This window comes from Caldalkalibacillus thermarum (genome assembly GCF_014644735.1).
Taxonomy (GTDB): domain Bacteria; phylum Bacillota; class Bacilli; order Caldalkalibacillales; family Caldalkalibacillaceae; genus Caldalkalibacillus; species Caldalkalibacillus thermarum.
This window is the reverse complement of sequence record NZ_BMKZ01000040.1, coordinates 1-25,431: the sequence shown is the minus strand read 5'-3', so window position 1 is coordinate 25,431 and position 25,431 is coordinate 1. Positions and strand designations below refer to the sequence as shown.

Below are 25,431 nucleotides of genomic sequence, written 5' to 3'. Positions count from 1 at the left end.
TCTGCGGTACGGGAAGTTCTAGTTCTTACGGAAGAGAAGTTTCAAGAGCTTTTCGATCAGTTTTTGTCGAGTTTGCCCAATTATATCAAGGGTTTACTCGGTGTTTCTGTCTGCGAAAGTTGAGTTAGAATAAAACTAAAACAACAAGAGGGAGAGTAACATGCCAGATCAATTAAAACATCTGTTGCACCAAGTCGCAGCGGGAGACCTCAGTCCAGAGATGGCCTATGAACAGTTGAAAAGCTACGAAGATCTAGGTTTTGCCAAGGTGGATTATCACCGGGTGCGGCGTAAAGGATTTCCTGAAGTGATTTTTGGTTCAGGGAAAACAGCAGATCAAATCGTCGAACTTTTTAAACGTTTAATGACCCAACATAAGATCATTTTAGCCACACGGGTCTCAAAGGATAAAGCAGCCGCTGTCAGGCAGTCACTACCTGAATTGAGCTATGATCACACTGCTCGAATTCTTTATTATGCAGACAAGCCCTTGGAACCGCGAACGAAAGGGGCCATCGGTATTCTTTGTGCCGGCACAGCGGATCTGCCCGTAGCCGAAGAGGCGGCATTAACCGCCTTGGCTATGGGCAATCGTGTCAAACGCTTTTATGACGTAGGCGTAGCAGGCATTCACCGCTTGTTCCACCATTTGGAGCAAATCAAACAGTGCCGCGTGTTGATCGTGATTGCCGGGATGGAAGGAGCCCTTCCCAGCGTAGTTGGCGGTTTGGTCCACCAGCCTGTCATTGCTGTTCCCACTAGCGTGGGTTACGGGGCACATTTTAATGGACTGGCACCGCTTTTAACCATGCTCAATTCTTGTTCTTCCGGGGTGACAGTGGTCAATATTGATAATGGTTTTGGTGCAGCCTACTCAGCATCGCTTATTAATCAACTTGGGGAGGAATAACATATCATGTCTACGATCTTGTACCTTGACTGCAGCTTGTCCGGTATTAGCGGAGATATGACTTTAGGTGCTTTGGCCGATTTAGGTGCGGACTTAGAACTTATTGAACAACAGCTGCAATCGTTTCCTATTGAGCCATTTAAATTAGAGCGGAAAGGTGTGCTTAAAAAAGGCATCTACAGCCAAAAGGTAGATGTTGTGGTTGATCCTGACACCCCTCCTGCTCATCACCGCCATTACAGCACGATTAAAAAAATGATCGAGGAGTCCCAAATCTCGGGTCGGGCCAAACAGCTGGCCATAAGGATTTTTGAACCCATCGCTCAGGCTGAAGCGAAAATTCACAACACAAGTGTCGACAAAGTACACTTCCACGAGGTTGGCACTGTTGATTCGATCGTGGACATTGTTGGGGTGGCAATTGCCCTTGATCAACTTGAGATTAACCAGGTGTTCAGTTCCCCTGTTGTAGTGGGCTCGGGCTCCATTCACATTGATCACGGCCGTTATCCGGTCCCGGCGCCGGCTACACTGGAAATTCTGCGAGGTGTGCCTATCTTAGAGTCTGATCTAAATGGCGAACTCACTACTCCCACAGGGGCGGCTATAATTAAAGGATTGAGCACCTCGTTCGGCCCCATGCCAAGCATGACTGTCACCCAGATCGGCTATGGGGCAGGTACAAAAGATTTCGAAGGCCATCCTAATGTACTAAGAGCTGTAATAGGTGAACGAGTTGAGTAAATTAAGAACAAAGACTTAAAAGCAGGGGGAACTCTTTCAAAAGCACCCCCTGCTTTTTTATCTATTTTCAAATGGTCTAAAAAACCGTGCAGAACACTCACTCTGCACGGCAATTTTAATCATCTCTTAGTCATTTTCCGTGACCATTTTCTCGTACTCTTCAGCGGACATTAACTTGTCCAGCTCGCTGGTGTCCGACATTTCCACCACGATCATCCAACCGTCTCCATATGGATCGGAGTTGACCAGTTCCGGTTCATCTTCCAGATTTTCGTTGACTTCCAGTACTTTGCCGCTGACCGGGGCATATAACTCAGACACAGTTTTCACTGATTCCACACTGCCAAAGGGCTGGTCCTGCTCAACTTCATCACCCGCCTCCGGCAGTTCCACAAAGACAATGTCCCCCAGCTCCGATTGGGCAAAATCAGTGATCCCTATGTATGCCTTGTTCCCCTCCACGCGAACCCACTCGTGTTCTTCACTGTATTTCAATTCTTTAGGCAGGTTCATCCCTTACACCTCCATCACCATTTGCTTTCATCATACTATGAACCCCAGGACTCTGCAAATGTTTTCTCTTGAAACCCAAGCGTCACTTTGTTGCCGTCTGTCACAATAGGCCGCTTGAGCAGCTTGCCGTTTGAAGCCAAAAGTTCAAGCTGTTCCTCTTCACTCATATCAGGCAGCTTCTCTTTCAGGTTTAATTCCTTGTATACGGTACCCCGGGTATTAAAAAATTTGTTTAAAGGTACTCCGGATTTTTGCCATAATTCGCGCAAGGTTTCTTTGTCCGGGGGCTCGTTGACAATATGCACCACATCCAGATCATAGCCGTGTTCTTCCAGCCAAGCCTTGGCTTTGCGGCATGATGTTCATTGGGGGTAGTGATAGATCGTGACTTTTGCCATCCAAGAATCCTCCTTTACCAATCGTCCAGTTTACTTTATATAGCCTGTCCAAGTTGAGCCAGTACCAATCAGACACGTTAACCACTCACTCTACTCCTTGTTACGTCGACGGGAAAACACATTGGCACTGCGTACATACTCCACATCTTTATGCCCAGCCCGATGGTTAATCACCCGGGCCAGGGCAAAGAAATAATCGGATAAACGGTTTAAGTATTTCTGCACATTCGGATTGATCTGTTCTTTCTCAGCCAGGCGCACCGTTTGCCGTTCGGCCCGCCTGACGACCGTCCGGGCCACATGCAAATAGGCAGCCGCCTTGGTTCCTCCAGGGAGAATAAACCGCTCCAGGTCCGGCGCTTCCTCCACGTAGGCATCAATGCGTTTTTCCAAAAAAGTGACCATCTCTTCCGTCACCTTATAGGGATATTTACGCTCAGCCCCTTCCTTTTTGCTCAGATCACTTCCGCAGTCAAACAGCTCATGCTGGATTTTTTCCAATTCTGCCCGGATCTCGTGCTCCTCTTCAGGCAGATGGGCAATGGCCACCCCAACAAAGCTGTTGGCCTCATCCACCGTCCCGTAAGCTTCCACTTTTTCACTGGCCTTAGAGACCCGGCCGCCGACGATGCTGGTTTGTCCCTCGTCCCCAGTCCGTGTATAAATTTTCACCAATCTCTTCCCCCTTCGGTTAGCTTACCCATCTTACTTATGGGTACAAAATGCGGTTGGCCTTCCCGATAAACCGTCACATACTTAAATCCCGCTTCCTCCAACAGGTTGTAGGCCCGTTCAAAATGGTGGGCGATATGAGCCTGATGGTGGGCATCGGAACCCACCGTGATAATCTCTCCCCCCAGCTGACGGTATAAGCGAATGAGAGGGAGCTCCGGCAAAGTGCAATTTAACTTGTAACGGTAACCGGACATGTTAACTTCTATGCCCCGCCCCGTTTTGATCAACTGTTTTAGGGTTTCCCCGATCAGCTGGTCATAGCGCCGCCAGTCAATACAGGCAGGATCTGCTTGCAAGTAATGGACATAACGTTTGATCAGGTCCAGATGGCCGAGCACATGAAAATAAGGATTGTCCCGCACACAGTCATACACCGTCTCAAAATAGAGCTCTAAGGCTTCATCTAAACTTTTTCCTTTAAAATAATCTCCGTTGTGCAGGTCAAGGTCATCCGCAATATGGACGGAACCAATAATAAAATCAAACTGATGGCCCCGCACAAACTGCTCGTTTTTTTCCTTGACAGAGGAGTGTAAGCCGATCTCCACCGCCTTTAAGATATAAAGCCGGCCGCCGAACCGGTCCCTCATCTCATCCACGGCGCAGGCATACTCGTCATAATCAAATTCAAACGTCAGCGGACAATTAGGATAATAATAATCCAAATGTTCAGTAAAGGCAATCTCGGTTACACCTTTGTCAACAGCCGCCTGGCAAGCCTGTTCCATGGGCAGCTTAGAGTCGGCTGAAAATGAGGTGTGCACATGATAGTCAAACATGGCCATTTCCTTTCTATTGTTCACTCATTAGTTTTAATTCTACACTTATTTTAGCTGTTGAGCCAAGCCATGCCAAAGGATATACACATGCTCACTGGCAGCCGACCCGCTTTGAGCCACCCAGCCGCTTAAGTCGCGCCATGATCGTTCTTCTGGCGAAAGGGGGACAATGCCCCGGCCCATTTCCAGCATGATGAGATAAACGGCGCTTTGGTTATCATCCAGGCGCCTCCTCGCTTCTTCTTCTTGCAGCTGGCTGAACAAGGCATGAAAGCTATCCAAGATGTGCTTCGGATTCTGCTGTTGGTCCAAGGCTTGTTTGATCCACACCTCAAAGCCTTCCATCACCAGCACCGTCTTTTCGCTCCAGCGGTTAGGCCAGTCCCGCCAGTCGTGACCCTGATAGGCCGAAACCCAGCTCAGCTTCTGGCCTTGTGTGCATGACCGGACAAAGGCCCGCTTGCCGGAGAAGGCTCCACCCACGATGCAGTACATCTCCATCCCCCTTTTTCCCGGCTCAATTCCAGTACATAAGCCTGCCCCGTGTGGATGGGGGCTTCCCACATACTGGACGTGACACCCCATTGAGATAACAGGTAGCGGATCACCCCGCCGTGTGTCACCGTTAAAATCCGTACCGGACAATGCTGTGCGGCAGTAGGAACCTGGAGAGAGTCAGGATAACCACGAACGCTCTCCCCTGGTGCAAGGTGGCTCTGTTCCGCTTTCTGGCCGCTGGTTGTTAACACTTCCGACAGCCACTGATCAATTCTGCCTTTAAACTGGGCCCATTTCTCTCCCCCTGAAGGGGCTACGGATTCCATGTCGTTTAACCACGCCTGATACAGGTGGTCCTGTTCCAGATCCGAATGGGTTCGGCCCTCCCAAGCGCCAAAGTGATATTCCCGCAAACGGTGATCATAACAGGCACTCTTGGCCACTGAGGGAGCCAGATAGTCGAGGGTTTGCCGGCAGCGGGTCAAATCGCTGCTATACACCTGATCGAAGACCAGTCCGGCCAGCCTGCTTTTCAACCCGTCAAACAGATGCCACATATGAGGCAGGCAAGGCAGATCGGTTTGTCCGTAGTAGCGTCCTTGTCTGTTCCATTCTGTCACGCCATGCCGGACCAGATAAAGATGAACAGCGTAAACAGTCCCCATAACTCGCCCCCCTCAATCGCAGCCCCTAACAAATCCCCGTTGACACCGCCAAATTGTCTCTTGCACCAGTAGATCCATCCCGCCAGAAAAAGGAGGTAACTGACAAACAGCAGAATGAGCCACGGTTGAAAACAGAGCAGCACCCCAAGGGGCACGAACCCCCAGGCCAGATCCCTTTTTTTCAGGCTGAGGTGCCACAACCAGGCCAGTCCCTCCTGTCTGAAAGGCTTAAGCTGTCCCAAACAAACCAGCACCCCCCAGCGGGAAAGGGCGGGAACAGCCATCAGCATCACCATGAGCGCACCCGGCTGCCCGCGCTGAAGCCCAATATCCACCAGACCAAACAGAAAAACGGCCTTCCACACAAGCAACAACAACAGGCCAACGACCGCGAAGCTGCCTACATGGGGATCCTTCATAATGGCTATTTTTTTCTCCAGCGGAGCCCGGGAACCGATGGCATCAGCCACATCCATCCAGCCGTCCAGATGCAATCCCCCGGTCAGCACCATCCAGGCCGTGAGCAGGACCAAAGTGAGCACCCATACCGGCGCAAACGGACCAAGGAGTAAAACCAGACTGCCGAGCAGGGCGCCCACCACAAGTCCCACCAGCGGGTACGCCCTTAAAGCCCAGTTTAAGATGTGCGGCTGCCACTCTGGACGGCCAGGCAGCGGCAATGTGGTTAAAAATTGAAAGGCGATAAGTATGCCGTCCCCCATCTCCCTGATGCTCACGCTTCGCTTCCCGTCCATCGCTGTTCTCCTTTCCAGCTCAGCACTTGCCCCGCCACCACCTGAATCGCGTGGTCCGCTTCGGCCACACACAGGCGATGCAATCGTTCCAAGGCATAGATGTAGCGTGCCACTTCACGATCAGCAGGTGGAATCCCCTCATTCACATCGTTGGAAACCAAAACCAGCGTCAGTTGTTTTTGGCGGGCTGTGGCCAGCATTCGTCTGGCCTTGGCCAGAATGTGCACCACTGGCAGCCCCTCTTCAAATAACAGAAAGCTCAGCCAAATGGTTAAACAATCGACCAGGACGATGCTCCCTCTTGCACAGTGCTTCAAGACCCGGTTCAGATCCTTTCCTTCTTCTACGGTTTGCCAGCATCTGGCACGCCCTTGGCGGTGGCGCCTGATCCGTTGTTTCATTTCTGCATCTAGGGGACGGGCAGTGGCCAGATAAATCAGGGGTGTGCCGGGTCTGGCCAACTGCATGCACAGGGACTCGGCATAGCTGCTTTTACCTGAACGGGCGCCTCCTGAAATGAAGATGATCATGATTGTTCCATCCAATCTGAAAGGGACCTGATAAGCTGAGCATTTTCCTCCCGGGAACGAACGGCCAAACGGAGCCATCCGCCCTCCAAGCCTTTGAAAGTGTGCGTGTGGCGGGCCACAATCCCCCGGCCTAACAGAAAAGCCAGCAATCTTTCCGCTTCTGTGACCGCTTTTTCCTTACTCCAGCGGCCTGCTCTGCCATCCCGCACCAAATAAAAATTGGCATTGAAAGGGGAGGTTTCAAATCCCAAAGCTGACAAAGACGATTTTAAGTAATCGGTTTCAACAGCCAGCCAGCGCCGGGTGCGCGCTATAAATTCATGGTTGGCCAACAAGTGAGGAAGCAAGTTGGCTGCCAGAGCATTCACACTCCAGGGCATCTGCCGCTCGGCCAGCTCCCGTATGACGGCCTCATCTGCCAAAACATATCCCAGCCTGAGTCCGGGAATGGTGAACATTTTGGTCAGGGAACGCAACAGAATCAAATGGGGATGCTCCCTTAACCAAGGTGTGCAGGAGGCGTGCTGGGGCAAAAAATCAACAAATGCTTCATCAATCACCACATAACAGTCATGCTGCCGGGCCGCTTCCAGAATCAAATGCAGTGCAGAAGGACGAAGCATAGTGCCTGTTGGATTATTGGGATGAGCCACAAATAGGACATCCGCATCAGCCAGGTGTTCCACAATCTGCTCAAGGGGCCATTCAAAGCAAGGCGGGTTAGCAAGAAACAAAGACGTCACTTTAAGCCCATGCTGCCGGCAGGCCCGCTCATACTCTCCAAATGTAGGGTGAACCAACAAGGCTCTTTTCCCCTGTAACCAATGGGCTACGAGAAAAATGGCTTCCGCTCCGCCGTTGGTCAAAAGCACCTGGCCATCTGGCACCCCTTCCGCACGGGCGATGGCCTGGCGCGGCTCTTCGTAGTGCGGATCAGGATAACGGCGGACCTGATCAAATGCCTTAGCCAAGAGCTCTGGCACATCATCTGGAGGACCCAACGGATTTAAGTTGGCGCTGAAATCCAAAACAGGACGGGCGGCAGCTAACCCGAACATCTTCCTCAGACGCTCAGGCTGTCCGCCGTGACTTGGCCATTGCACAATTTTTCCTCCCTTCCAGACTCACAAAATGGGTGCTGAAGGCTGCCCATACTCCGGCCGGACCGTTTGCGGGGACTCTTATTAGATAGTCCTCCTTTTTTGACACCCACTGTTTACCTGCCCATTCAACCCCATAAGCATAAGACAAGAAGAAGCATTGTGCTGAACAAGAGCCATGTGCCGTGCATCACCCACACACTGCGGCTGATGTCATCGGCTGTAAGGAGCCGGCGCGCCTCACCCAAGACCGGGCGGTGAGAAGGAACCCCTTGATAATAATTGGTGCCTCCCAGCTGGACGCCCAGGAGGGCGGCCATCATCGCTTCCGGCCACCCGCTGTTGGGGCTGGGATGCCGGGGAGCATCCCTGAAGGTGACCTTCCACGCCCCCTTCGTCCTGACCATCCACCCTTCCCGTGGGATGGGGGTGAAACGGAGCGTCCAGGCGGCCCCCCACATGGCTATAGCGGTTAAACGGGCTGGCAGCCAGTTAAACACATCATCCATTCTGGCAGAAGCCCAGCCAAATTCCCGGTAGCGTTCATGCTTGTAGCCGACCATGGCATCCAGCGTGTTGACCGCCCGGTAAACCATCGCCAGGGGCGCTCCGCCCAGCAGGGTCCAGAACAAAGGGGCCGTAATGGCATCCACACTGTTTTCAGCCACTGTTTCCACCGCTCCTCGGGCCACTTCCTTCTCACTTAAACGCTCTGTATCCCGGCCTACAATCTCTCCCAGTTTGCACCGGGCCAGCTTTAGCTGACCTGCTTTAAGCGGCCGGTAAACGTCCATAGCGGCCTGATGCAAGCTTTTAATGGCGATGCATGACCAAACCAGGGATATTTCCAGCACAACCCCTAATACCGGTTGCAACCGGTATGCGGCCCATACGCTAAACCAACTTAACCCGCCCGCGGTACAGACCACTGTAACCAACAGCCCTATTCCCTTTAACCTGCGGGCGCTTCCCTTGTTCCACTTCCGGTCCAGATAAGCGATCAGGCGCCCCATCCAGCGTACCGGATGGGGAAAACGGCGGGGATCACCCAGCACAAGATCAAGCCCGACCGCTCCGACGATCACCACCAGCACATGAGTCCAGGAGGGATTCAGTCCGCTCAGCATTTACCCGTCCTGCCTTTTCCCCAAATTTGTGGTTGACATGCTGCGCCAATAATTTTGTACCGCTTGGAGCGTAGCCTGGTAAACCAGTTGGCCCAGTGCTTTGCCCAGCACCGTGGCTGAACCGGCATAAGGGGTGGGCTCCCCCTGCTGGGTGGCGGCAATCACAATACTGTCCGTCGAGGTGCCGGTGGCTATGGTTCCAGTGGCCTTGTCTTTGACCTTAAGGGTGTGCAATGCTTTTGTTTTGGCTTCTGTGACCGTCATCACCGCGTTAACGAAAGCGCCGTCTGTCAGATGGCCATCAATAAACACCATGGTGTTGATGGTTCCGATTTGGCTGAGCGTGTTCAGGTCATGGGTTTGGGAAATATCCACCGCATTGCCTACCCCCGCTGTGACGACTGCCAGCAGTTGATAGGGGGCTGCTTCCCGCGCCACAAGCGCGTAATCTTTTAATTCCACAGCCGTCATCATGCCCACAGCTTGTTGGACAGGAATGTCCCGTTCTTCCAGCCAGCGCTTGATGTCCGCTTGCGGGTTGGCACAATGATACTGTTTGGGTACATGGAAATTGCAAAAATGGGAGGCCCAATTGATTCCGCTTCCCCACACGCTGTTGGCCATTACTTTTAGCGGACGGTCAAAGCTGATGTGCAACAACTGCTGATCCTGTGTTAAATGATAACTCTCCAACAGGGAGAGAGAGCTCGGGCCCTGCTCTTCATCAGGGGTAAGCATAAACTGGGGTTTATCCAGCCGGGGATGGGCCTGGGCATTTACCTGCACCCTGTACGTCTGTTCAATGCGGTCCTCATCTTTCAGCACATGCACATCATCAACCACTTGCAGCCGGCCGTCCTTCATCAGGCCCAGCCGGTCGGCATACAAAGCGGCCACATTCAGGTCGTGCAAAATGGCAAATACCGTCAACCCTTTCGTGCGCTGCCACTCTTTTAACAGGGTGAGCAGGCTGAAAGTGTGCTTTAAATCAAGATGGTTGGTCGGCTCATCCAGGAAAAGCAACTGGGGCTCCTGGGCCAACGCTTTGGCCAGCAGCACCCGCTGTTTTTCTCCTCCGCTTAACAGGCGAAAGGCTTGCTGGCGGTAGCGCTCCACATCAGTGGCGGCCATCGCTTCCCTGATCACCCGTTCATCTTGGGCCGAGTGCCAATTCACTAAACCGCGCTGATAGGGATAGCGGCCCAGGGCCACAATTTCTTCCACACTGAAATCAAAAGCGACATGCTCCTCTTGCCCCAGCACGCTGACCAGCTTCGCCTTTTCTTTGCTGCCGTAACGGTCCAGGGGAATGCCGTTTAAAAGAATCTCTCCGCTTTCCGGCGGTAACACCCCGGTCATCAGCTTCAGCAACGTGGATTTGCCGCTGCCGTTGGGGCCCAAGAGCGCAAAAAACTCCCCTTGGCGCAAGGTGAGATTAACCTCTTGAACCTTAAATTCTTCATAACCCCCGCTCACCTGACGCAGTTCCATCATCTTAAAAACCCCTTTCCGGCCCGTTCTCTGATCAGAAGGAAGGCAAACACCGGGGCACCTACCAACGCCGTAATCACACCAACCGGCAATTCCCGCGGCGCAATCAGGGTTCTGGCCAGCAAGTCGGCCAAAACCAAAAAGCTGCCGCCGATCAAAATGGACAGCGGAAGCACATGCTTATGATCAGGCCCTGCTACCAGGCGGACCACATGGGGAATCACCAGCCCCACAAAACCGATGGTTCCAGACACCGCCACTGCCGATCCGGTCAAAAGGGAGGCGCCGGTCAAGATCCACAGTTTGCTGCGGTGGACATCCACCCCGACATGGGAGGCTGAATCTTCCCCCAGTGCCAGGGCATTCAAGTCCCGGTGGTGAAGGAGCAACAGCACCGCGCCCACCAGCAGAAAGGGCAGAAATAAGAGGACATAACGCCATCCTCTCATACCCACACTGCCAAACAACCAATACAAGATATGGCGCAGCTCCTCACCGCTTAAAGCGATAATCAGGGAGATAAACGACCCGATAAAAGCACTGATAATGATGCCGGCCAGCACAATGGTTTCAATGGCCAGCCCTCTCCCGGACAAACGGGTCAGCCCAAACACCATCAGCAAAGCAAATAAGCCGCCCAGAATGGCAAACAGAGGCAGGGTAAACAAGCCGAATAAACTGAATTGAAAAAAAATAACCAGCACTGCCCCCAAGGCCGCACCGGAGGAAACACCAATGGTGTAAGGATCAGCCAGCGGATTGCGCAGCAAGCCCTGAAAAGCGGCCCCGCTGAGAGCCAAAGCGGCACCCACCCCAAAAGCCAGCAACACTCTGGGCAGGCGAATCTCCCAAATGATCATCTTCACATTGGGCGGAATATCATCCGCTAACGCCAACCCGGTCAGCTGGTGGAGGATAATATGCACAATGTCCCTCACCGGAACGGGAACGCTGCTGACAAACAGGGCCAGGAGAGCGGCCGCCACGGCCAACCCTCCGCTCAAAATATACAGCCAGCCCTTATTCAGCAAAAATCTCTGGATAAATGAGTTTGGCAAGGGTCTCCACCCCATCCATAATGCGTGGTCCCGGCCGGGTCACCGTATCGTTGTCTACGTCAAACACCTGCTCCTCTTGAACGGCAGGCACCTCAGCCCATCCGTCACGGCTTAACACTTCTTCCACCGGATTGTCCACATAGTACCCATAAGTGGTAATAATCACATCCGGTTCAAGCTGAACGATCTCCTCCTCGGTTAAGGTGGCCCATCCCTCTACACCAGCAGTGGCCGCTACATTGATGGCATTGATCGCTTCCAGCATTTCATGCATAAAGGTGCCTGTGCCTGGCGTGTAAATATCGGGACGGGGCGACACTTCTACCCACACTTTTTTAGGTTCCTCTACGGCTTCCGTCTGAGCTTTAATCTCAGCCAAGCGGCTTTCCAGCTCACTGACAAGCTGTTCAGCCTCTTCAACCGTACCGGTCACCTGGGCAATAAGGCGAATCGATTCGTATACATCTTCAAACTGTGTGGCACTGGTGTCAATCACCACAACCGTGATACCAGCCTCTTTAAACTGATCCAGCACATCAGCATGGTTCGCCTGATGGTATTCGGTGACAAAGATCACATCAGGCATTAAACTTAACACTTTTTCCACATTGATCTCTTGGCCGCCCACTTTCTCTTTCTCCAGGGCTTCCTCCGGATAATTGGAAAAATCATCGACTGCAATGACTTTATCCCCCACACCTAAGGCATATACGGTTTCGGTAATGCTGGGGATCATCGTGATCAAGGTCTCTGGCTCAGACTCAATTGTCACCTCGTTTCCTGCACCATCCACAATGGTCACCGGAAACTCCGCTTGGCTTTTCTCAGTTTCTTCTTGAGCTTCTTGCTCCTTGCCTTCTACAGCCTCTTCCGGCTCAGCACCGTTATCCCCACCGGTTGCCGTTCCGCACGCTGCGGCTACAACCATGACCAAGGTCAGCATAACGGCTAATAATCCTAACTTTTTCCAGTTGATGTGTAACATCTCTGACACCCCTTTGGTTTGTGATGATTGGCAACACATGTGCGGAAGAGATCCAGACATGAAAAAACACCTTATCCTTCAAGGATAAGGTGTTGACTTAAAATAGCAGGCTTGCGTCAGCAGTCACAGGAGTTTGTGTGGCAATCCTTTCCTTAAGGCCATGAAACCTGACACCCATTGATTAACAACAGATAAGGGGTTTAGCCACAACGGCACCGTCTGTTCGAACATAAGGAGCTCCGGAAGAACAGCGTGCCTCTGCCCCTGAAACTGCACAAGCGCTATATTAAGCATCCTTTTCCTCGAAGGATACTTAATCCAGCAAATAGGCAGGTTTCCTGACTTACGCTTCCTCGCCTCGCTTCGCCTTCCCATGAGCCAAGGCTCACAGTGGCTTGATTGAAGCGGGCTCTGCGCTCACAGTGGCGGGACCGTGCCGGACTTTCACCGGGCTTCCCTTTTAACCCGAGCGCTTTTCTTTACAGGAAAAGCGCTCAAGGCACCTATTTGCGAGATTATATATTTTCCGCTGGCAAGTGTTGCCCATCTATGACATGGCAAATCTATTAGTTGCAAAGTCTATTATAGTGAAGATTGCAGCCGTTGTAAATCAAAAACTCGCTATGACTGTTTATACACCTTGCTCATGCTTTTCTTCAACAATTGTACAGGGCTAGGTTAACGTTGTTGTAGCGGACGTTTGACCTGTTCAAATTCATCTTGAATTTCTTGGGAAGGTTCCTGATCCACCAAGCTGACCAGCACGATCATGATGGAAGAGATGATGAACCCAGGCACAATGCTATACAGTTCAAAGGGTGTGTACTCCCACAAAATCACGGTTAAACCGCCAGAAATGATACCGGCCATCGCACCGCCTCCGGTCATCCGCTTCCAGAACAGGGAGAACAAGACTGCCGGCCCAAATGCGGCACCAAATCCAGCCCAGGCATAAGCCACCAAACCCAAAACAGTATTGTCTTTATCCCAGGCTAACATCAGGGCGATAAGGGCAATCACAAGAACCGCCAAACGCCCAATCCACACCAGCTCTTTTTCTGTTGCGTTGCGGCGGAAAAAGGTACGGTAAAAGTCCTCCGTCAGGGCACTTGAAGAAACCAGAAGCTGAGAGTCTATGGTACTCATAATGGCAGCCAAAACAGCAGCCAGGAGTATACCCGCTACCCACGGGTTAAAGATTGTCTGCACCATGACCAGGAAGACGGTCTCGGGGTCAGCCAAGGCCTGATCACCGCTAAACATGGCTATGCCCACAAAACCAACGATGATGGCACCATATAAAGTGATCACCACCCAGATCACGGAGATCAGCCGTGCCGCAGGAATATCCCGGTCAGAGCGGATAGCCATAAAGCGGGCCAAAATATGGGGCTGCCCAAAATAACCCAATCCCCAGGCCAAAGCGGAAATAATCCCTACCACACTTAAGGTGCCGACCGATTCCCACACACCATCAACGAAGTTCACATCGGCTGCCACATCTAACAGGTCCGGATTGGCTGCACCGATCTTCGTAAACAGAGCATCAACACCGCCGACATAACTGATAGCCACAACAGGGGCCACAAGCAGCGCAATAAACATCAATGTGCCTTGGACAAAGTCCGTCAAGCTTACCGCCAAAAAACCGCCCAGGAAGGTGTAGCCCACGATCACCAGCGCGCCGATGATCAACGCGGTTGAATAATCAATACCAAAAGTAGCTTCAAACAGCTTGCCTCCCGCCACAAGACCGGAAGCCGTATAAAAGAGGAAAAAAACCAAAATAAAGACCGCAGAAATGACGCGCAACAACTGGCTTCTGTCTTTGAAGCGGTTAGCAAAATATTCTGACAGCGTGATGGCATCACCGGCGATTTCCGTATAACGGCGCAAACGTTTGGCTACATACTGCCAGTTAATCATGGTTCCCGTCGCCAGACCAATCGCGATCCAGATGCTCCACATCCCCATTCCTGACGCATACGCAGCACCGGGCAAGCCTAAGAGCAACCAGCCGCTCATATCACTGGCCTGAGCCGACAAGGCTGCCACCCAGCTGTTTAATTTTCTTCCCCCCAGAACATAGTCGGATAAAGTATTGGTCAGGCGATACGTATAAATCCCAATAATTAACATTCCGATGAGATAGGCGAGAAACGTCAAATAGGTTGCACTCACTACTCTTCACTCCCTCCCTCTTTCACATACGTCCAAATGGCCCAGACAATTAACAAGGGCATAGGCACAACCAGCCAAAACCAGGTTGCTGGCGTCAGGGAAAACGCTTCCATACTCTCTTCTCCTTTCTTGTCCAATTAAGGTTATTAATAACATTTATACACACCCTATTCCCCATACCTAAACCTAAAATACCGGCTTAATCTTTTCCTGAAAAAATTCTGCATCTTGCGAATAAAAAGTGGGGATTGGAGAGCACCTCTGGGGTTGCTCTCCAACCTTATTATATCACTTTTTTATATGCATATAGTGTTTTTCTGAAATTACAGTAATAACCATTTTTTACGCATTTATTTTAACATTAGTACATTCGTACCTTACAAAACTTCAGAAACGGCTTTTTTCAATAGGAAGTTTAAGAGATAATCCTGATCCCCTGTTTTGGCGTTAGTGCCGGACATGTTAAAGCCGCCAAACGGATGGACGCCGACGATGGCACCGGTCGATTTGCGGTTGAAATACAGATTGCCGACATAAAACTCTTCCCTTGCCTTTTCCAGATTGAAACGGTTGCGGGAGTAGACGGAACCGGTTAAACCATACTCGGTGTTGTTGGCAATTTCTAAAGCGTGGTCAAAATCTTTGGCTTTGATAAAGGCCACCACCGGACCGAAAATCTCTTCCTGGGCAATGCGGGCATTGGGATCCACATCGGCAAAGATGGTCGGCTGGACAAAGAAACCTTCGTCAGAACCCTTTTCACCCCCGACCAACAAACGGCCTTCCTGCTTGCCGATTTCAATGTACTCCAGGATCTTGTTTTGGGCCGCTTCATCAATGACTGGGCCTGTAAAAACATCAGGATTGCTCACATCGCCCACTTTTAACTGCTTCGTTTTTTCAACGACCAGTTCCAGAACCCGATCATACACTTCTTCCAGAACAATCGCCCGAGAACCGGCAGAACATTTTTGGCCCGAGAAGCCAAAAGCGGAAACCACAATGCCTTGGGCAGCCGCTTCCAGATCAGCCTCTTTGTCTACAATGACGGCGTTTTTGCCTCCCATTTCGGCCACCACACGCTTGATCCATTTTTGCTTGTCGGAACGCTTGGCGGCCAGTTCGTTGATGCGCAACCCTACATCCCGGGATCCGGTAAAGGTAATAAAGCGGGTTTGGGGATGTTCAACCAGGTAATCGCCTACTTCGGCACCGCTTCCTGGCAAGTAGTTGACCACACCAGCAGGAAGCCCGGCTTCCTCTAACAGCTCCATAAATTTATAGGCGATCACCGGAGTGGCACTGGCCGGTTTTAACACGACTGTATTACCGGTGACAATGGATGAAACAGTCATGCCGCACATAATGGCCAGCGGGAAGTTCCAGGGCGGAATGACAATACCCACGCCTAACGGAATGTAGAAAGCCTCATTATCTTCACCAGGCAAACGGGTCAGCTCCTGCGGCTGAGCCAGACGGATCATGTCCCGGCCGTAATACTCCAGGAAATCAATCGCTTCAGCTGTGTCTGCATCCGCTTCGACCCATGACTTTCCTGCTTCCTTGACCAGCCAGGCGGAAAACTCATGTTTGCGCCGTCTCAACAGGGCCGCTACTTTAAACAGGTAACGGGCCCGGGCCTCAGCAGGCACCCGTTTCCACTCTTCAAAGGTGCGCGCAGCCGTTTGAATCGCTTTTTCGGCCAAAGCTTGGTCTGCTTTGGAGACGCGTCCGACCACTTCCGCCTTCTTGGAAGGGTTAACGGATACAATTTTCTGCTCTGTGGTGATCCGTTCCCCGCCAATAATCAGCGGATAATCCTTCCCCAGTTCTTCCTCCACTTTTTTCAGCGCAGCATGAAAAGCAGCCCGGTTCTGTTCATCCTGAAAATTGGTGAAAGGTTCTGGTCTAAATGCTTCTAACATGGGAACCATCCTCTCTTCAAAGTTTTTAATGGGTTTTTCGTGAAAGCAATTATATAAGCTTTATTTTTTAAACATGCCCTTTAGGACAAAAGCGACATTGGCCGGCCGTTCCGCCAGACGGCGCATAAAATAGCCGTACCAGTCGTTGCCATAGGGCACGTAGACACGCACGCGGTAGCCTTCCTCAACCAAGCGCAGCTGCAGCTCAGAACGGATACCGTATAACATCTGAAACTCAAACCGGTCGTTGGCAATGTTGTTCTCTTTCACCCATTGTTTGGTAAACTCGATAATCTCCTCGTCATGTGTGGCGACAGCAGCGTAACAGCCATTTTCCAACTGCAGGCGAATCAGTTTTTTGAAGTTTTCATCCACGTCCCGTTTATCGGGATAAGCAACTTCAGGAGACTCTTTATAGGCTCCCTTCACCAAGCGTAAATTGGAGTTCAACCGCGCCAGGTCCTCTACGTCATCTGCACTGCGATATAAGTAGGCCTGGATTACCGTACCCACGTTGTCATAGGTTTGGCGCAAAGTTTTGAAGATGTCCAGGGTGTCTTCCAGATGGGCGTAATCTTCCATATCGATGCGCACAAAGATGCCCAGCTTCTGAGCCACATCCATAATGCGGCGCATGTTGGCCAAACATAACTCTTTGGATATATCTAACCCCATGGATGTCAGTTTAAGGGAGAGATTACAGTCCAGTTTTTCCCGGGCCATCCCTTCCAGGGCAGCAATACAATGCTCAGCCATTTCATTGGCTTCCTGTTCATGTAAGACAAATTCCCCCAAATGATCCACGGTGGCCATTAAGCCTTTGTCATTGAGCTCGCGAACCACGCCGAGGGCGTCCTGCAAGGTTTCCCCGGCCACGAAACGGCGGGCCCCCAAAGCCAAACCATATTTTTTGGCCAACCGATTAAATGTTTTGTTTTTGGCCATAAACAGGAAAAAGTTTTTCAGCGCTTGTTCCATGTTGTCCCCTCCTTTTCCGCCAATGGGGAGGTATGATCATCACCGCCCCATGTCTGGATGTTAAAAAAACTTTCACTCTTTTATTTGCAAAATACATGCCAGCTTTATTAGGTTCACCAAAGTGTCAAAATCCTATGATCTGCCACCACTTTTGTATTTACTTATTGACATATGGTGTTTAATTTGTTTACATTTTTGTATACATTGTGTTAATTTATGAGACATTTTGCTGTTATACGGCTGAAAGGAAGGCGAGCAACATGGATCCACGCATGGACAAGCAGGCCCGTTATTTTTTAGAAGTGTTAAAGTACACAAGCAATGAAGCGATTACCATGGTCAATGTGGAGGGGGAGGTATTATTTTGGAATATGGCGGCGGAACGAACCTATCAAATCAAACAGGAAGAGATTATTGGCAGAAAGATTAAAGATTTCTTCCGCCAAGAGGATCTGGTGGTGCTCAAAATGCTGGAAACAGAACAGCCGGTAAGAAGTATTTACCACCGTCCCCGCCCGGATAAACATGTTTTAATTAATTCCGCGCCTGTATATGATGACGAGGGACGCTTAATCGGGGCGATTGCTGTGGAACAGGACATCTCCCAACTGGTGAAGTTAAATGAGGAGTTGTCTGACGCTTCCCTGCAGCTTGATCAACTCAAAAGCGCGGTTTCTCAAAACCATGCGGAAAGCCCCTTTTCACGGATCAAAGGAAAAAGCCGTGCCATTCAGGAGGCCATCCAGCTGGCAATGAAGGTAGCCAAAACCGATGCCACGGTACTGATTACTGGGGAAAGCGGCGTGGGCAAAGAACTTTTTGCCCGGGCCATCCATGAAGCCAGCCTGCGCCATCATAAGCCCTTTGTGCCCATCAATTGCGGCGCCATCCCTCTTGCCTTGTTTGAAAGTGAATTGTTCGGCTACGAAGCAGGGGCATTTACCGGGGCAACAAAAGAAGGAAAAAAAGGGAAGATAGAGTTGGCCAATGGCGGGACACTCTTTTTGGACGAAGTTGGGGAACTGCCCATGGAGATGCAAGTGAAGCTGTTGCGCGTTTTGCAAGAGCGGGAAGTGTACCGTATTGGGGGAACGAAACCCATTCCCGTTAACATCCGGGTACTGGCTGCCTCTAACCGCAACCTGGAGCAAATGGTAGCTGAAGGCTCTTTCAGGGAAGACTTGTATTACCGCCTCAATGTGGTGTCGCTGTCTATCCCTCCCCTTCGCGAGCGGCTGGAAGATATCCCGGAGCTGGTGCAAATGTTCGTCAATGAATTTGCGGCCAAGTACCAGAAGCCAACCCCTTCTTTGGACAGCCAGGTGATAGCCCTGTTTCTCCAGTACCACTGGCCAGGCAACATCCGCCAGCTGCGCAATGTGGTGGAGCGCTTGATTATTTTGACAGACGGTAACCAAATCAACCAAGAGGATGTCCGCCGCCTGTTTCCTGTCGCCGAAACCAAAGCCGGCCGTCCATCCGCCTTGGTAACCAAACCAATGACACATCTTGCCACCGTCAACCAACATCCGTTGCAAGCAGAGAAAGCAGCATTGGAAAAACAGCGCATTGAACAAGCCTTGCAAGAAACATACGGCAACAAAAGTGCTGCAGCCAAAAAACTGGGCATTTCCCGGGCAACCTTATATAAGAAGTTGAAGGCGTATGGGATTAGTTGGAAAACAAATGAGGATTAAATTCTGCGATCAACGATTTCACCTCTTGCAGCACAGGCAGATACCGCTTTTCTAATTTAATCCTTAGCAGTTGGCAAACAGGTTGTAAGTAGGCATAAGCCTTATCTCCACCGACCAGAATCGTGTCAGGAATATAACCCAATCGCTCAATTAAACGGTATAATTCTGCGTGCAACTTCTCAAGTTCATCATCGTGGTGAGCTAAGGCATAGCTGATAATCATTCCATTTTTCCCATCAAGAAACAACGACAAAGTGGGCAAATAGGGACGCTCCCCTTTGCGCTCCTGCACAGGTGTGGGCATATAATCAACATGGCAAATCAGTTTGTGCTTTCGCCGTTGATAACGTTTGCGCACCCTCTGCCAAGCGATCTGATCCAAGCGGTCCTGTGCTTTTTGCACCAAGGTCTGGCGGTACGCTTCTTCTAACGTCCCTAAGTTCACACTAACATCCACAGTGCCATCCTGCCAGACCCAGCTTTCTCCCTCTTTAACAGATAAACGGGCAAACATGGTGTTCTTTGGTGTGTCTAACAAGACTGGATATTCTTTAACCCGTTGGCAAACGTGGATGGCCTGGTGTAAGACCCGGGTCATAAGCCGGGCGTCATCTTCATTGATGTACCAGGGGACAAATCCAGGTGTGTAATCTCTGAATACCGGCCATTGATGCCTTCCCCTGTATTTGAACCCCAACCTTTTGATCAACTGGTAATCAGGGTCAGTCAACTTGTTGCGGTTTTCAAAAGAAAGTATCAGACCTCTTTGCATCAGAAACAGATCCAACTCTGAATCGAGTTCGTGTTGGATGACAATCAGCGAACGCAAACCTTGGTCACCCAATAATACAAGGAAACCAAACACACCAGCGCCCTCACCTAACACACAACAGTAACCCGTCTGTCCCGTTTGTCCGTCCACGATAGCGAAATTATCTAAATCAGACATCCATTGCCATGGGGCCAGCGCCTTATACTGATTAGCCGCTTCAAACAGCTGGCGCCAGATAAGATCCTGTTCATCTGCCTCCGCTGTCTGGGCAGTTCTGTCCGGCCATGAGGAATCTGAAGACATTTGGGCCTTTTGCAGTAGAAATTGGGGACTGTTTAAATCTTTTTCCCATTGGGCAAAAGTCCTGTTCAACTTTTTCTGCCACTGCAGATTGGCCGTCTTGTCCTTTTCAGGAAGCCATTTGGCCTTCGTGCAGTATGGATAGACCTTTTTCCTTTGTGGAGCCAGAACAGCTTTGACTTCCAGTACATATTGCCACCCCAGACCAAAATCATAGGTGTAGACACAAGTGTCTCCCACTTCTGGCAGCCATTCTCCCAGCTTTTCCTGTTTTTCATCCAACACGAGAGTCTGTCCGAACAAATCAATTCCCTTGATCTCCTGACTGCCAATCAGCACCTTATCCCCACCAGGGGGAAGTGAACCAAGCCAATCATCATCCTGTCTGTCAAACTTGCTTTCAAGTTGCTCCCATTTGGACTCAGGAATATGCCGCACTTCAAACTGGTGTAAATGGATGTCATCAGGGTCAATCACTAGTTGCATGATATGATGTAACTGGGCAAAGGTGATCTCCCGGTCTACCAGTATACGACACCACGCTGGTGGTCTGGATCCTTTTAACCTTATTTTCAGCTCATAAATCATCGTATCCCTCCTGTTTAGACAACCTTCACATGCACATGATACCCACAGTACTTCTTGATATTAATCACGCCCCCAGCAAACAGCAGGTACTGGCCTTTAATGCCGATCAGCCGGTCCTCAATCTGAGGCTGCTTGTCCAAATTGTAAGATTTGATTTGACCCACTTCTTCCAGAACGGGATAGGTCAATTGGACAATTTCCTCTTCAGTCAGGATATAATGCCTAAAAGACTCCGGCACAAGCCTTAACACTTCGTCCCGGACCTGCTTGAGATCCACATCGTTAATTTCACCCTTGAGCATTTTGCGCCAGTTTGTTTTATCCGGCAAATAATCAGCCAGGGCCTCTTCCAGCTCTCCCGCTGTTTTGCGGTTAGGGACTTCGGCAATGGGGATGGCTTTGATGGCTCCCTGATCAGCCCAACGCTTCAGCTCATTGTTCTTACGGGTTAACCCCACTTTCACGTCACTGCTTACAGCCAAATAGACATAATGGGGGATCATGCAGTGCTGTTCTCCAAACGCCGCATCGCGGCATGTCCCTTCTTCAAAATGGCACAGGCTGGGCTTGACAATGCACAAATCATTTTCAGGCCGCTTTTTAAAACAGACATAGCACGAACCATGGTTATACGTTTTTTTAATTTTACGCCCGCAATAGACACACTCTATTTCACCTGTAAACTGAAGGCGAAGCGCTTCCCCCAACACTTGGTTCAGGGGAAGAGTCCCCTCCCCCAAGGCCAAATAGTATTGAATGGGATCCCCGTATTCATGGCTCAAACCCTTGATCATACCGCTTGCCTGCATCAGGTGAACCTCCTTTGCTCCTTGAATCCCAGACCGCTGATGAAGATAAACAACAGCATGCCCCCAATCGCATAGTACAGACTGCCCTTGGCAAACCACTGAATGAATAATCCCCCAACGAGCGGACCGACAATGCTGCCTATAGCAAAACAAATGCCAGCCAGCACATTGGCCGTGGGTAAAAGACTTTTGGGCAACAGATCAGCCAGATAGGCAATGCCCAGTGAGAACAAGGAGCCAATCAGGGCACCCGTAATGGCAAAAGTGCCCAGCAGCAACCACATATTATGTTCTACAAGCACCGAACTGATAAATGTTAACGCCCCCGTTCCGGTGACGATCAACAGCAAGCGACGGCGCCCAATACGGTCGCTTAAAATTCCTAGCGGCAATTGTGTGATTAGACTGCCAGCTACAAACGAAGTCAGGAGGATCGCGCTCCAGCTAATATCTATCCCCGACCGCAAAGCATAAACCGGAAAGTTGCCATGCAGCGCAGCCTCCAAAAACCCATACCCAAAACAAGGCAACAACGCAAACCAACAACGCTTAAACACAATGCGATAACGCTGCCAAGTCCCAAGACCGGATGCGGTTTCTACATGGGACTCCGGCCGCTCATTGCGCAGCGTGATGAGCATCAGCCAGGCTAAAACATTGGTGACCGTCGCCACAACAAAAGGCAACAGTTCATTAATGGTTAACAGGTGCATCATCAAGGGGCCGATGCCAAATCCCAATCCAAAGGCCAAGCCATAAATGGCAATCTGGCGTCCCCTTTTCTCAGGCGGGCTGGTGGAGGTGATCCACACTTGAGTGGCAAAGTGAATCATATTGTCTCCCATGCCGACAATGACCCGCAGCATGAACCAGAACCAAAACACTTGCCAAAAAGGAAATAGAATAATAGAAACCAACACCAGCGTTAATCCGGTCACAATCACCGGTTTGTAGCCATATTTGCGCACCGGTGCTTCAATGAAAGGCGAGGCCAGCAGAATACCAATGTACAGGGCGGCGGCATTCAATCCGTTAAGCGCCGGAGGGACACCGATGCCCTCCAACATCACGGCCAGGACAGGCAACAACATGCCCTGGGAAAAGCCGGCAATACCCACCATCACCACCAGCACCACAAAACGGTAAGTAGGCTGGTTGGGGCTAGTCGTCTGATCCGGTGCAGGTTGCGTGTATTGTTTACTGCTTTGTTCGGTGGCCTGTAGACTTTCTCCCATTTGACAGCCCCTTTCTCTCCAAGTAAAGTTGTTCCTTCTATAAATTATTACTATCTGTCAATCTATCATAGCAGCTCAGGTTTTGTCTATCATCATAAAGAAACGGGCTTTAACCGGGCTGTAAAATGGCGCAGAATGGGGGCTTCATATTCCAACTGTAACCCCTTGTGCTGCCCGGCTTCTTCCATCACTGCTGACAGACCCTCAGCCACCACGCGCATGTGGTTATCCGTATACGTGCGCCTGGGGATGGCCAGACGTAAAAACTCCACCGGTGAGCATCCATCTGCCCCGGTTTGAGGGTGGCGGCCGTAAAGTAAAGAGCCAATTTCCACTCCCCGGACACCCGCTGCCATATACAACTGGAAAGCCAGGACCTGGGCCGGAAACTGGTCCTTGGGAATGTGGGGATACACCTGACCCGCATCAACAAAGAGCGCATGGCCCCCCACCGGCTGCTGAATAGGAATCCCTCGCTTGATTAAATCCTCACCTAAGCGCCTCACCTGTCCGATCCGCTGTTCAAGATATTCCGGTTCGATCACCTCGGTCAGGCCCACGGCCAAGGCTTCCATATCCCGCCCGGCCAAACCGCCATAGGTGGGAAACCCCTCATAGGCGACCAGCCTGGCTTGGCACTCTAAAGCCCACTCCTCGTTCTCCTTAATGCCCAGTAAACCGCCGATATTGACCAATCCGTCCTTTTTAGCACTCATGGTAAACCCATCACAATAGCGGAACATTTCCCTCACAATTTCCGCGATGGTTTTGTGAGTATACCCTTCTTCACGCTGGCGGATAAAATAGGCGTTTTCAGCAAAGCGGGCCGCATCCAAAATAAGCGGAACATGATACTTCCGGGCTAGCTGATAAGCCTCCTTCAGGTTGGCCATGGAAACAGGCTGCCCACCCGCCCCATTGCAGGTGACGGTCATAATGATCATGGCCACACGGTCACCTTCTTTTTCCAGATAGGCGGATAACTGGGTGAGATCAATGTTACCCTTAAACGGATGAGGGTTCGCGCTCTGGTAGGCCTCCTCAATCACCAAGTCGATGCCTTCCCCGCCAGCCAATTGAATGTGAGCACGGGTGGTATCAAAGTGCATATTGCCCAACACCAACGGCTTAGCCTCGTTGATTAACAAGGGAAACAACACTTGTTCCGCTCCCCGGCCCTGGTGGACAGGCAAAATATAACGGTGTCCAAACAGCTGTTGGCTCACTTCCTTTAAGTGCTGGTAACTGCGGCTGCCGGCATAAGCTTCATCTCCCCTCATCAACGCTGCCCATTGCCGGTCACTCATCGCGCCAGTCCCGCTGTCGGTCAACAGATCAATAAACACATCAGCCGACTGTAAGGCGAAAGGATTGTACCCAGCCTCCTCCATCTTCTGTATCCGTACTTCTCTGGGCAAAAGGCGAATTGGTTCCACCATTTTGATCCTAAACGGTTCTGCTTGATACATAAAAAAATACCCCCTTGTTCAAAGTGCTCTGCTCCGCTCAGCTCAACAAGGGGATCTCACCTCATCAACAGTGCCTCTGGCAATTTCTGTGCTTAGCAGAAACAACGCCGGACACCATCTTAATTCCATTTTATCTGTTTTATATTAAACAATAAAACACTTTGAAAACTATGCATCCGCTTTTCTCAGTAAATAACGGTATACCGCCAAATCAATTTTACCTCTCTCCTGCTCCCTTGCTTCAAAGTTTTCCGTATGAATAAAGGCGGTCAGCGCCTGGAAAAGCTCCGCATCGGAATCACGCGCTTCCGGTTTAAGGTAGCCCAAACGCCTTAAGCCGTTCAGCAACCCTTCACGTATTTCACCCTCAATGGGAACAATATCCTCTGGCTTAGGCTTGTTAAAATACAACTGATGCAAATGGTACAAGCGGAACAGTTCTTTGATTGGTTCAGGATGATCATCCACGCGCAGATCAATGGCCCGGTCGTTAAACCCGGCATAGCCGCCTTTTTCCTTTACCACCAGCAAGGCTGCAGACTGTTGCCCGCGCTTGTCACCGCCAGCTCTTTGCCCCGCTTCAAGGGCTTGAAGCAGCCGCTCCGCCAGCGAACCTTGGGATTGTTCAAAGGTTTGCCCCATGGCTTCCACGGTTTCTCTGCCCACCAGAATATTACCTTGTGCAGCGTAGTTTGGACCTGTTTGACCCCCGGCCCATTCGTAACAGGCATCCCCTGTAAAAGTGGCCGCTCTGCCTTGTGCATCTACAATGCCCACCTGCCGCATCATCCGTCCCTCATCTTCTGCCACCAGCTTATCCAGTGTTTCCTGGGCAGATAAACCTGATTCCAGCAAAGCCAGCCCTTTAGGTCCATAAGAGGTGTTGGCAAAGGACTGGGTCGCGATCGCGCCTACGCCCGCTTTGGCCCAAGGCACAACCGCTCCAACACCCAAAAACTTGGATTGAACAGCAATACCCAACTCTTGCGTCTCTGGATCAAAGCCCACAATGGAAAAAGTAGCTACCAGATGTTTTGAATCTTTTGTCAGTTGCAAAGGGGATCCTCCCTCTAGAAATGTTGATCTATCAAGGCTTTTCGGCCTCTCAGGGGTGTCCAAAAAATATTTTTCGACAAAATCCCTTACATCCTTTTTCAGTTTTGTGGATATCTTACAGACCTAGGGTGCG

The 25,431-nt window shown here is 50.8% G+C and carries 24 protein-coding genes and 1 riboswitch; of the genes, 3 read left to right on the top strand and 21 right to left on the bottom strand.

The window, feature by feature from the left end; all coding sequences use genetic code 11:
• Positions 1-160 precede the first annotated feature (160 nt).
• Both larB and larC read left to right on the top strand, forming a co-directional pair.
• Complete coding sequence (gene larB / locus IEW48_RS13580; RefSeq protein WP_188624216.1) at positions 161-910, top strand: nickel pincer cofactor biosynthesis protein LarB; 750 nt, start codon at positions 161-163, stop codon at positions 908-910.
• 6 nt (positions 911-916) lie between these two features.
• Entirely contained in the window at positions 917-1,654 is a 738-nt protein-coding gene (gene larC / locus IEW48_RS13575; RefSeq protein WP_188624215.1) for a nickel pincer cofactor biosynthesis protein LarC, read from the top strand.
• Between the two features lie 126 nt (positions 1,655-1,780).
• Here larC and gcvH read toward each other — a convergent pair whose 3' ends face one another.
• The 16 genes from gcvH to IEW48_RS13495 all read right to left on the bottom strand — a co-directional run bounded on the left by gcvH (position 1,781) and on the right by IEW48_RS13495 (position 17,372).
• Complete coding sequence (gene gcvH, locus IEW48_RS13570) at positions 1,781-2,167, bottom strand: glycine cleavage system protein GcvH (RefSeq protein WP_007506409.1); 387 nt, start codon at positions 2,165-2,167, stop codon at positions 1,781-1,783.
• 35 nt (positions 2,168-2,202) lie between these two features.
• Complete coding sequence (locus IEW48_RS13565; protein WP_229704057.1) at positions 2,203-2,565, bottom strand: arsenate reductase family protein; 363 nt, start codon at positions 2,563-2,565, stop codon at positions 2,203-2,205.
• A gap of 90 nt (positions 2,566-2,655) precedes the next feature.
• A complete protein-coding gene (locus IEW48_RS13560; protein WP_188624214.1) occupies positions 2,656-3,237 on the bottom strand; it encodes a cob(I)yrinic acid a,c-diamide adenosyltransferase in 582 nt (193 codons plus the stop codon).
• Positions 3,234-4,079 (bottom strand): histidinol-phosphatase HisJ family protein, encoded by an 846-nt coding sequence (locus IEW48_RS13555; protein ID WP_188624213.1) that lies wholly within the window; start codon positions 4,077-4,079, stop codon positions 3,234-3,236. Before IEW48_RS13555 ends, IEW48_RS13560 begins: the two co-directional genes overlap by 4 nt.
• A gap of 45 nt (positions 4,080-4,124) precedes the next feature.
• Positions 4,125-4,574, bottom strand: a complete 450-nt coding sequence (locus tag IEW48_RS13550) for a bifunctional adenosylcobinamide kinase/adenosylcobinamide-phosphate guanylyltransferase (RefSeq protein ID WP_188624212.1) — start codon at positions 4,572-4,574, stop codon at positions 4,125-4,127.
• Entirely contained in the window at positions 4,499-5,242 is a 744-nt protein-coding gene (locus tag IEW48_RS13545) for a histidine phosphatase family protein (protein ID WP_188624211.1), read from the bottom strand. The genes IEW48_RS13550 and IEW48_RS13545 overlap by 76 nt, the downstream gene beginning before the upstream one ends.
• Positions 5,194-5,997, bottom strand: coding sequence for an adenosylcobinamide-GDP ribazoletransferase (gene cobS, locus IEW48_RS13540; RefSeq protein ID WP_229704056.1), 804 nt, complete (start codon positions 5,995-5,997; stop codon positions 5,194-5,196). The genes IEW48_RS13545 and cobS overlap by 49 nt, the downstream gene beginning before the upstream one ends.
• Entirely contained in the window at positions 5,976-6,527 is a 552-nt protein-coding gene (locus IEW48_RS13535; RefSeq protein ID WP_188624210.1) for a bifunctional adenosylcobinamide kinase/adenosylcobinamide-phosphate guanylyltransferase, read from the bottom strand. Before IEW48_RS13535 ends, cobS begins: the two co-directional genes overlap by 22 nt.
• Entirely contained in the window at positions 6,524-7,630 is a 1,107-nt protein-coding gene (cobD, locus tag IEW48_RS13530) for a threonine-phosphate decarboxylase CobD (protein WP_188624209.1), read from the bottom strand. Before cobD ends, IEW48_RS13535 begins: the two co-directional genes overlap by 4 nt.
• A 125-nt stretch (positions 7,631-7,755) precedes the next feature.
• On the bottom strand, positions 7,756-8,754 hold the full coding sequence (cbiB, locus tag IEW48_RS13525; protein ID WP_188624208.1) for an adenosylcobinamide-phosphate synthase CbiB: 999 nt from the start codon (positions 8,752-8,754) through the stop codon (positions 7,756-7,758).
• The gene (locus IEW48_RS13520; protein WP_188624207.1) at positions 8,755-10,248 is read right to left on the bottom strand and encodes an adenosylcobinamide amidohydrolase; all 1,494 of its coding nucleotides are present in this window, start codon (positions 10,246-10,248) and stop codon (positions 8,755-8,757) included.
• Positions 10,245-11,303, bottom strand: coding sequence for a FecCD family ABC transporter permease (locus IEW48_RS13515; protein WP_371874881.1), 1,059 nt, complete (start codon positions 11,301-11,303; stop codon positions 10,245-10,247). Before IEW48_RS13515 ends, IEW48_RS13520 begins: the two co-directional genes overlap by 4 nt.
• Positions 11,266-12,288, bottom strand: coding sequence for an ABC transporter substrate-binding protein (locus IEW48_RS13510; protein ID WP_188624205.1), 1,023 nt, complete (start codon positions 12,286-12,288; stop codon positions 11,266-11,268). The genes IEW48_RS13515 and IEW48_RS13510 overlap by 38 nt, the downstream gene beginning before the upstream one ends.
• A 311-nt stretch (positions 12,289-12,599) precedes the next feature.
• Positions 12,600-12,810: riboswitch (cobalamin riboswitch) on the bottom strand.
• A gap of 156 nt (positions 12,811-12,966) precedes the next feature.
• Positions 12,967-14,469 carry a sodium/proline symporter PutP gene (putP, locus tag IEW48_RS13505; protein WP_188624204.1) on the bottom strand — a complete coding sequence of 501 codons (1,503 nt, stop codon included), beginning with the start codon at positions 14,467-14,469 and terminating at the stop codon, positions 12,967-12,969.
• A gap of 377 nt (positions 14,470-14,846) precedes the next feature.
• A complete protein-coding gene (gene pruA, locus IEW48_RS13500; protein ID WP_188624203.1) occupies positions 14,847-16,394 on the bottom strand; it encodes an L-glutamate gamma-semialdehyde dehydrogenase in 1,548 nt (515 codons plus the stop codon).
• Positions 16,395-16,454: 60 nt separating this feature from the next.
• Complete coding sequence (locus tag IEW48_RS13495; RefSeq protein WP_188624202.1) at positions 16,455-17,372, bottom strand: proline dehydrogenase family protein; 918 nt, start codon at positions 17,370-17,372, stop codon at positions 16,455-16,457.
• Between the two features lie 260 nt (positions 17,373-17,632).
• Between IEW48_RS13495 and IEW48_RS13490 the strand changes: the two genes are divergently transcribed.
• Entirely contained in the window at positions 17,633-19,069 is a 1,437-nt protein-coding gene (locus IEW48_RS13490; protein ID WP_229704055.1) for a sigma-54 interaction domain-containing protein, read from the top strand.
• On the opposite strand, the gene IEW48_RS13485 is transcribed toward IEW48_RS13490, so the two are convergent.
• The 5 genes from IEW48_RS13485 to IEW48_RS13465 all read right to left on the bottom strand — a co-directional run bounded on the left by IEW48_RS13485 (position 19,044) and on the right by IEW48_RS13465 (position 25,298).
• Positions 19,044-20,729, bottom strand: a complete 1,686-nt coding sequence (locus tag IEW48_RS13485; RefSeq protein ID WP_188624201.1) for a plasmid pRiA4b ORF-3 family protein — start codon at positions 20,727-20,729, stop codon at positions 19,044-19,046. The two genes, IEW48_RS13490 and IEW48_RS13485, sit on opposite strands and share 26 nt — an antisense overlap.
• A 14-nt stretch (positions 20,730-20,743) precedes the next feature.
• On the bottom strand, positions 20,744-21,538 hold the full coding sequence (locus IEW48_RS13480) for a DUF2797 domain-containing protein (protein ID WP_188624200.1): 795 nt from the start codon (positions 21,536-21,538) through the stop codon (positions 20,744-20,746).
• A complete protein-coding gene (locus tag IEW48_RS13475; protein ID WP_188624199.1) occupies positions 21,538-22,773 on the bottom strand; it encodes an MFS transporter in 1,236 nt (411 codons plus the stop codon). The genes IEW48_RS13480 and IEW48_RS13475 overlap by 1 nt, the downstream gene beginning before the upstream one ends.
• Positions 22,774-22,865: 92 nt before the next feature.
• A complete protein-coding gene (locus IEW48_RS13470) occupies positions 22,866-24,242 on the bottom strand; it encodes a tryptophanase (RefSeq protein WP_188624198.1) in 1,377 nt (458 codons plus the stop codon).
• A 168-nt stretch (positions 24,243-24,410) separates the two neighbouring features.
• Positions 24,411-25,298, bottom strand: coding sequence for a DUF1028 domain-containing protein (locus IEW48_RS13465; protein ID WP_007506433.1), 888 nt, complete (start codon positions 25,296-25,298; stop codon positions 24,411-24,413).
• Positions 25,299-25,431 lie beyond the last annotated feature (133 nt).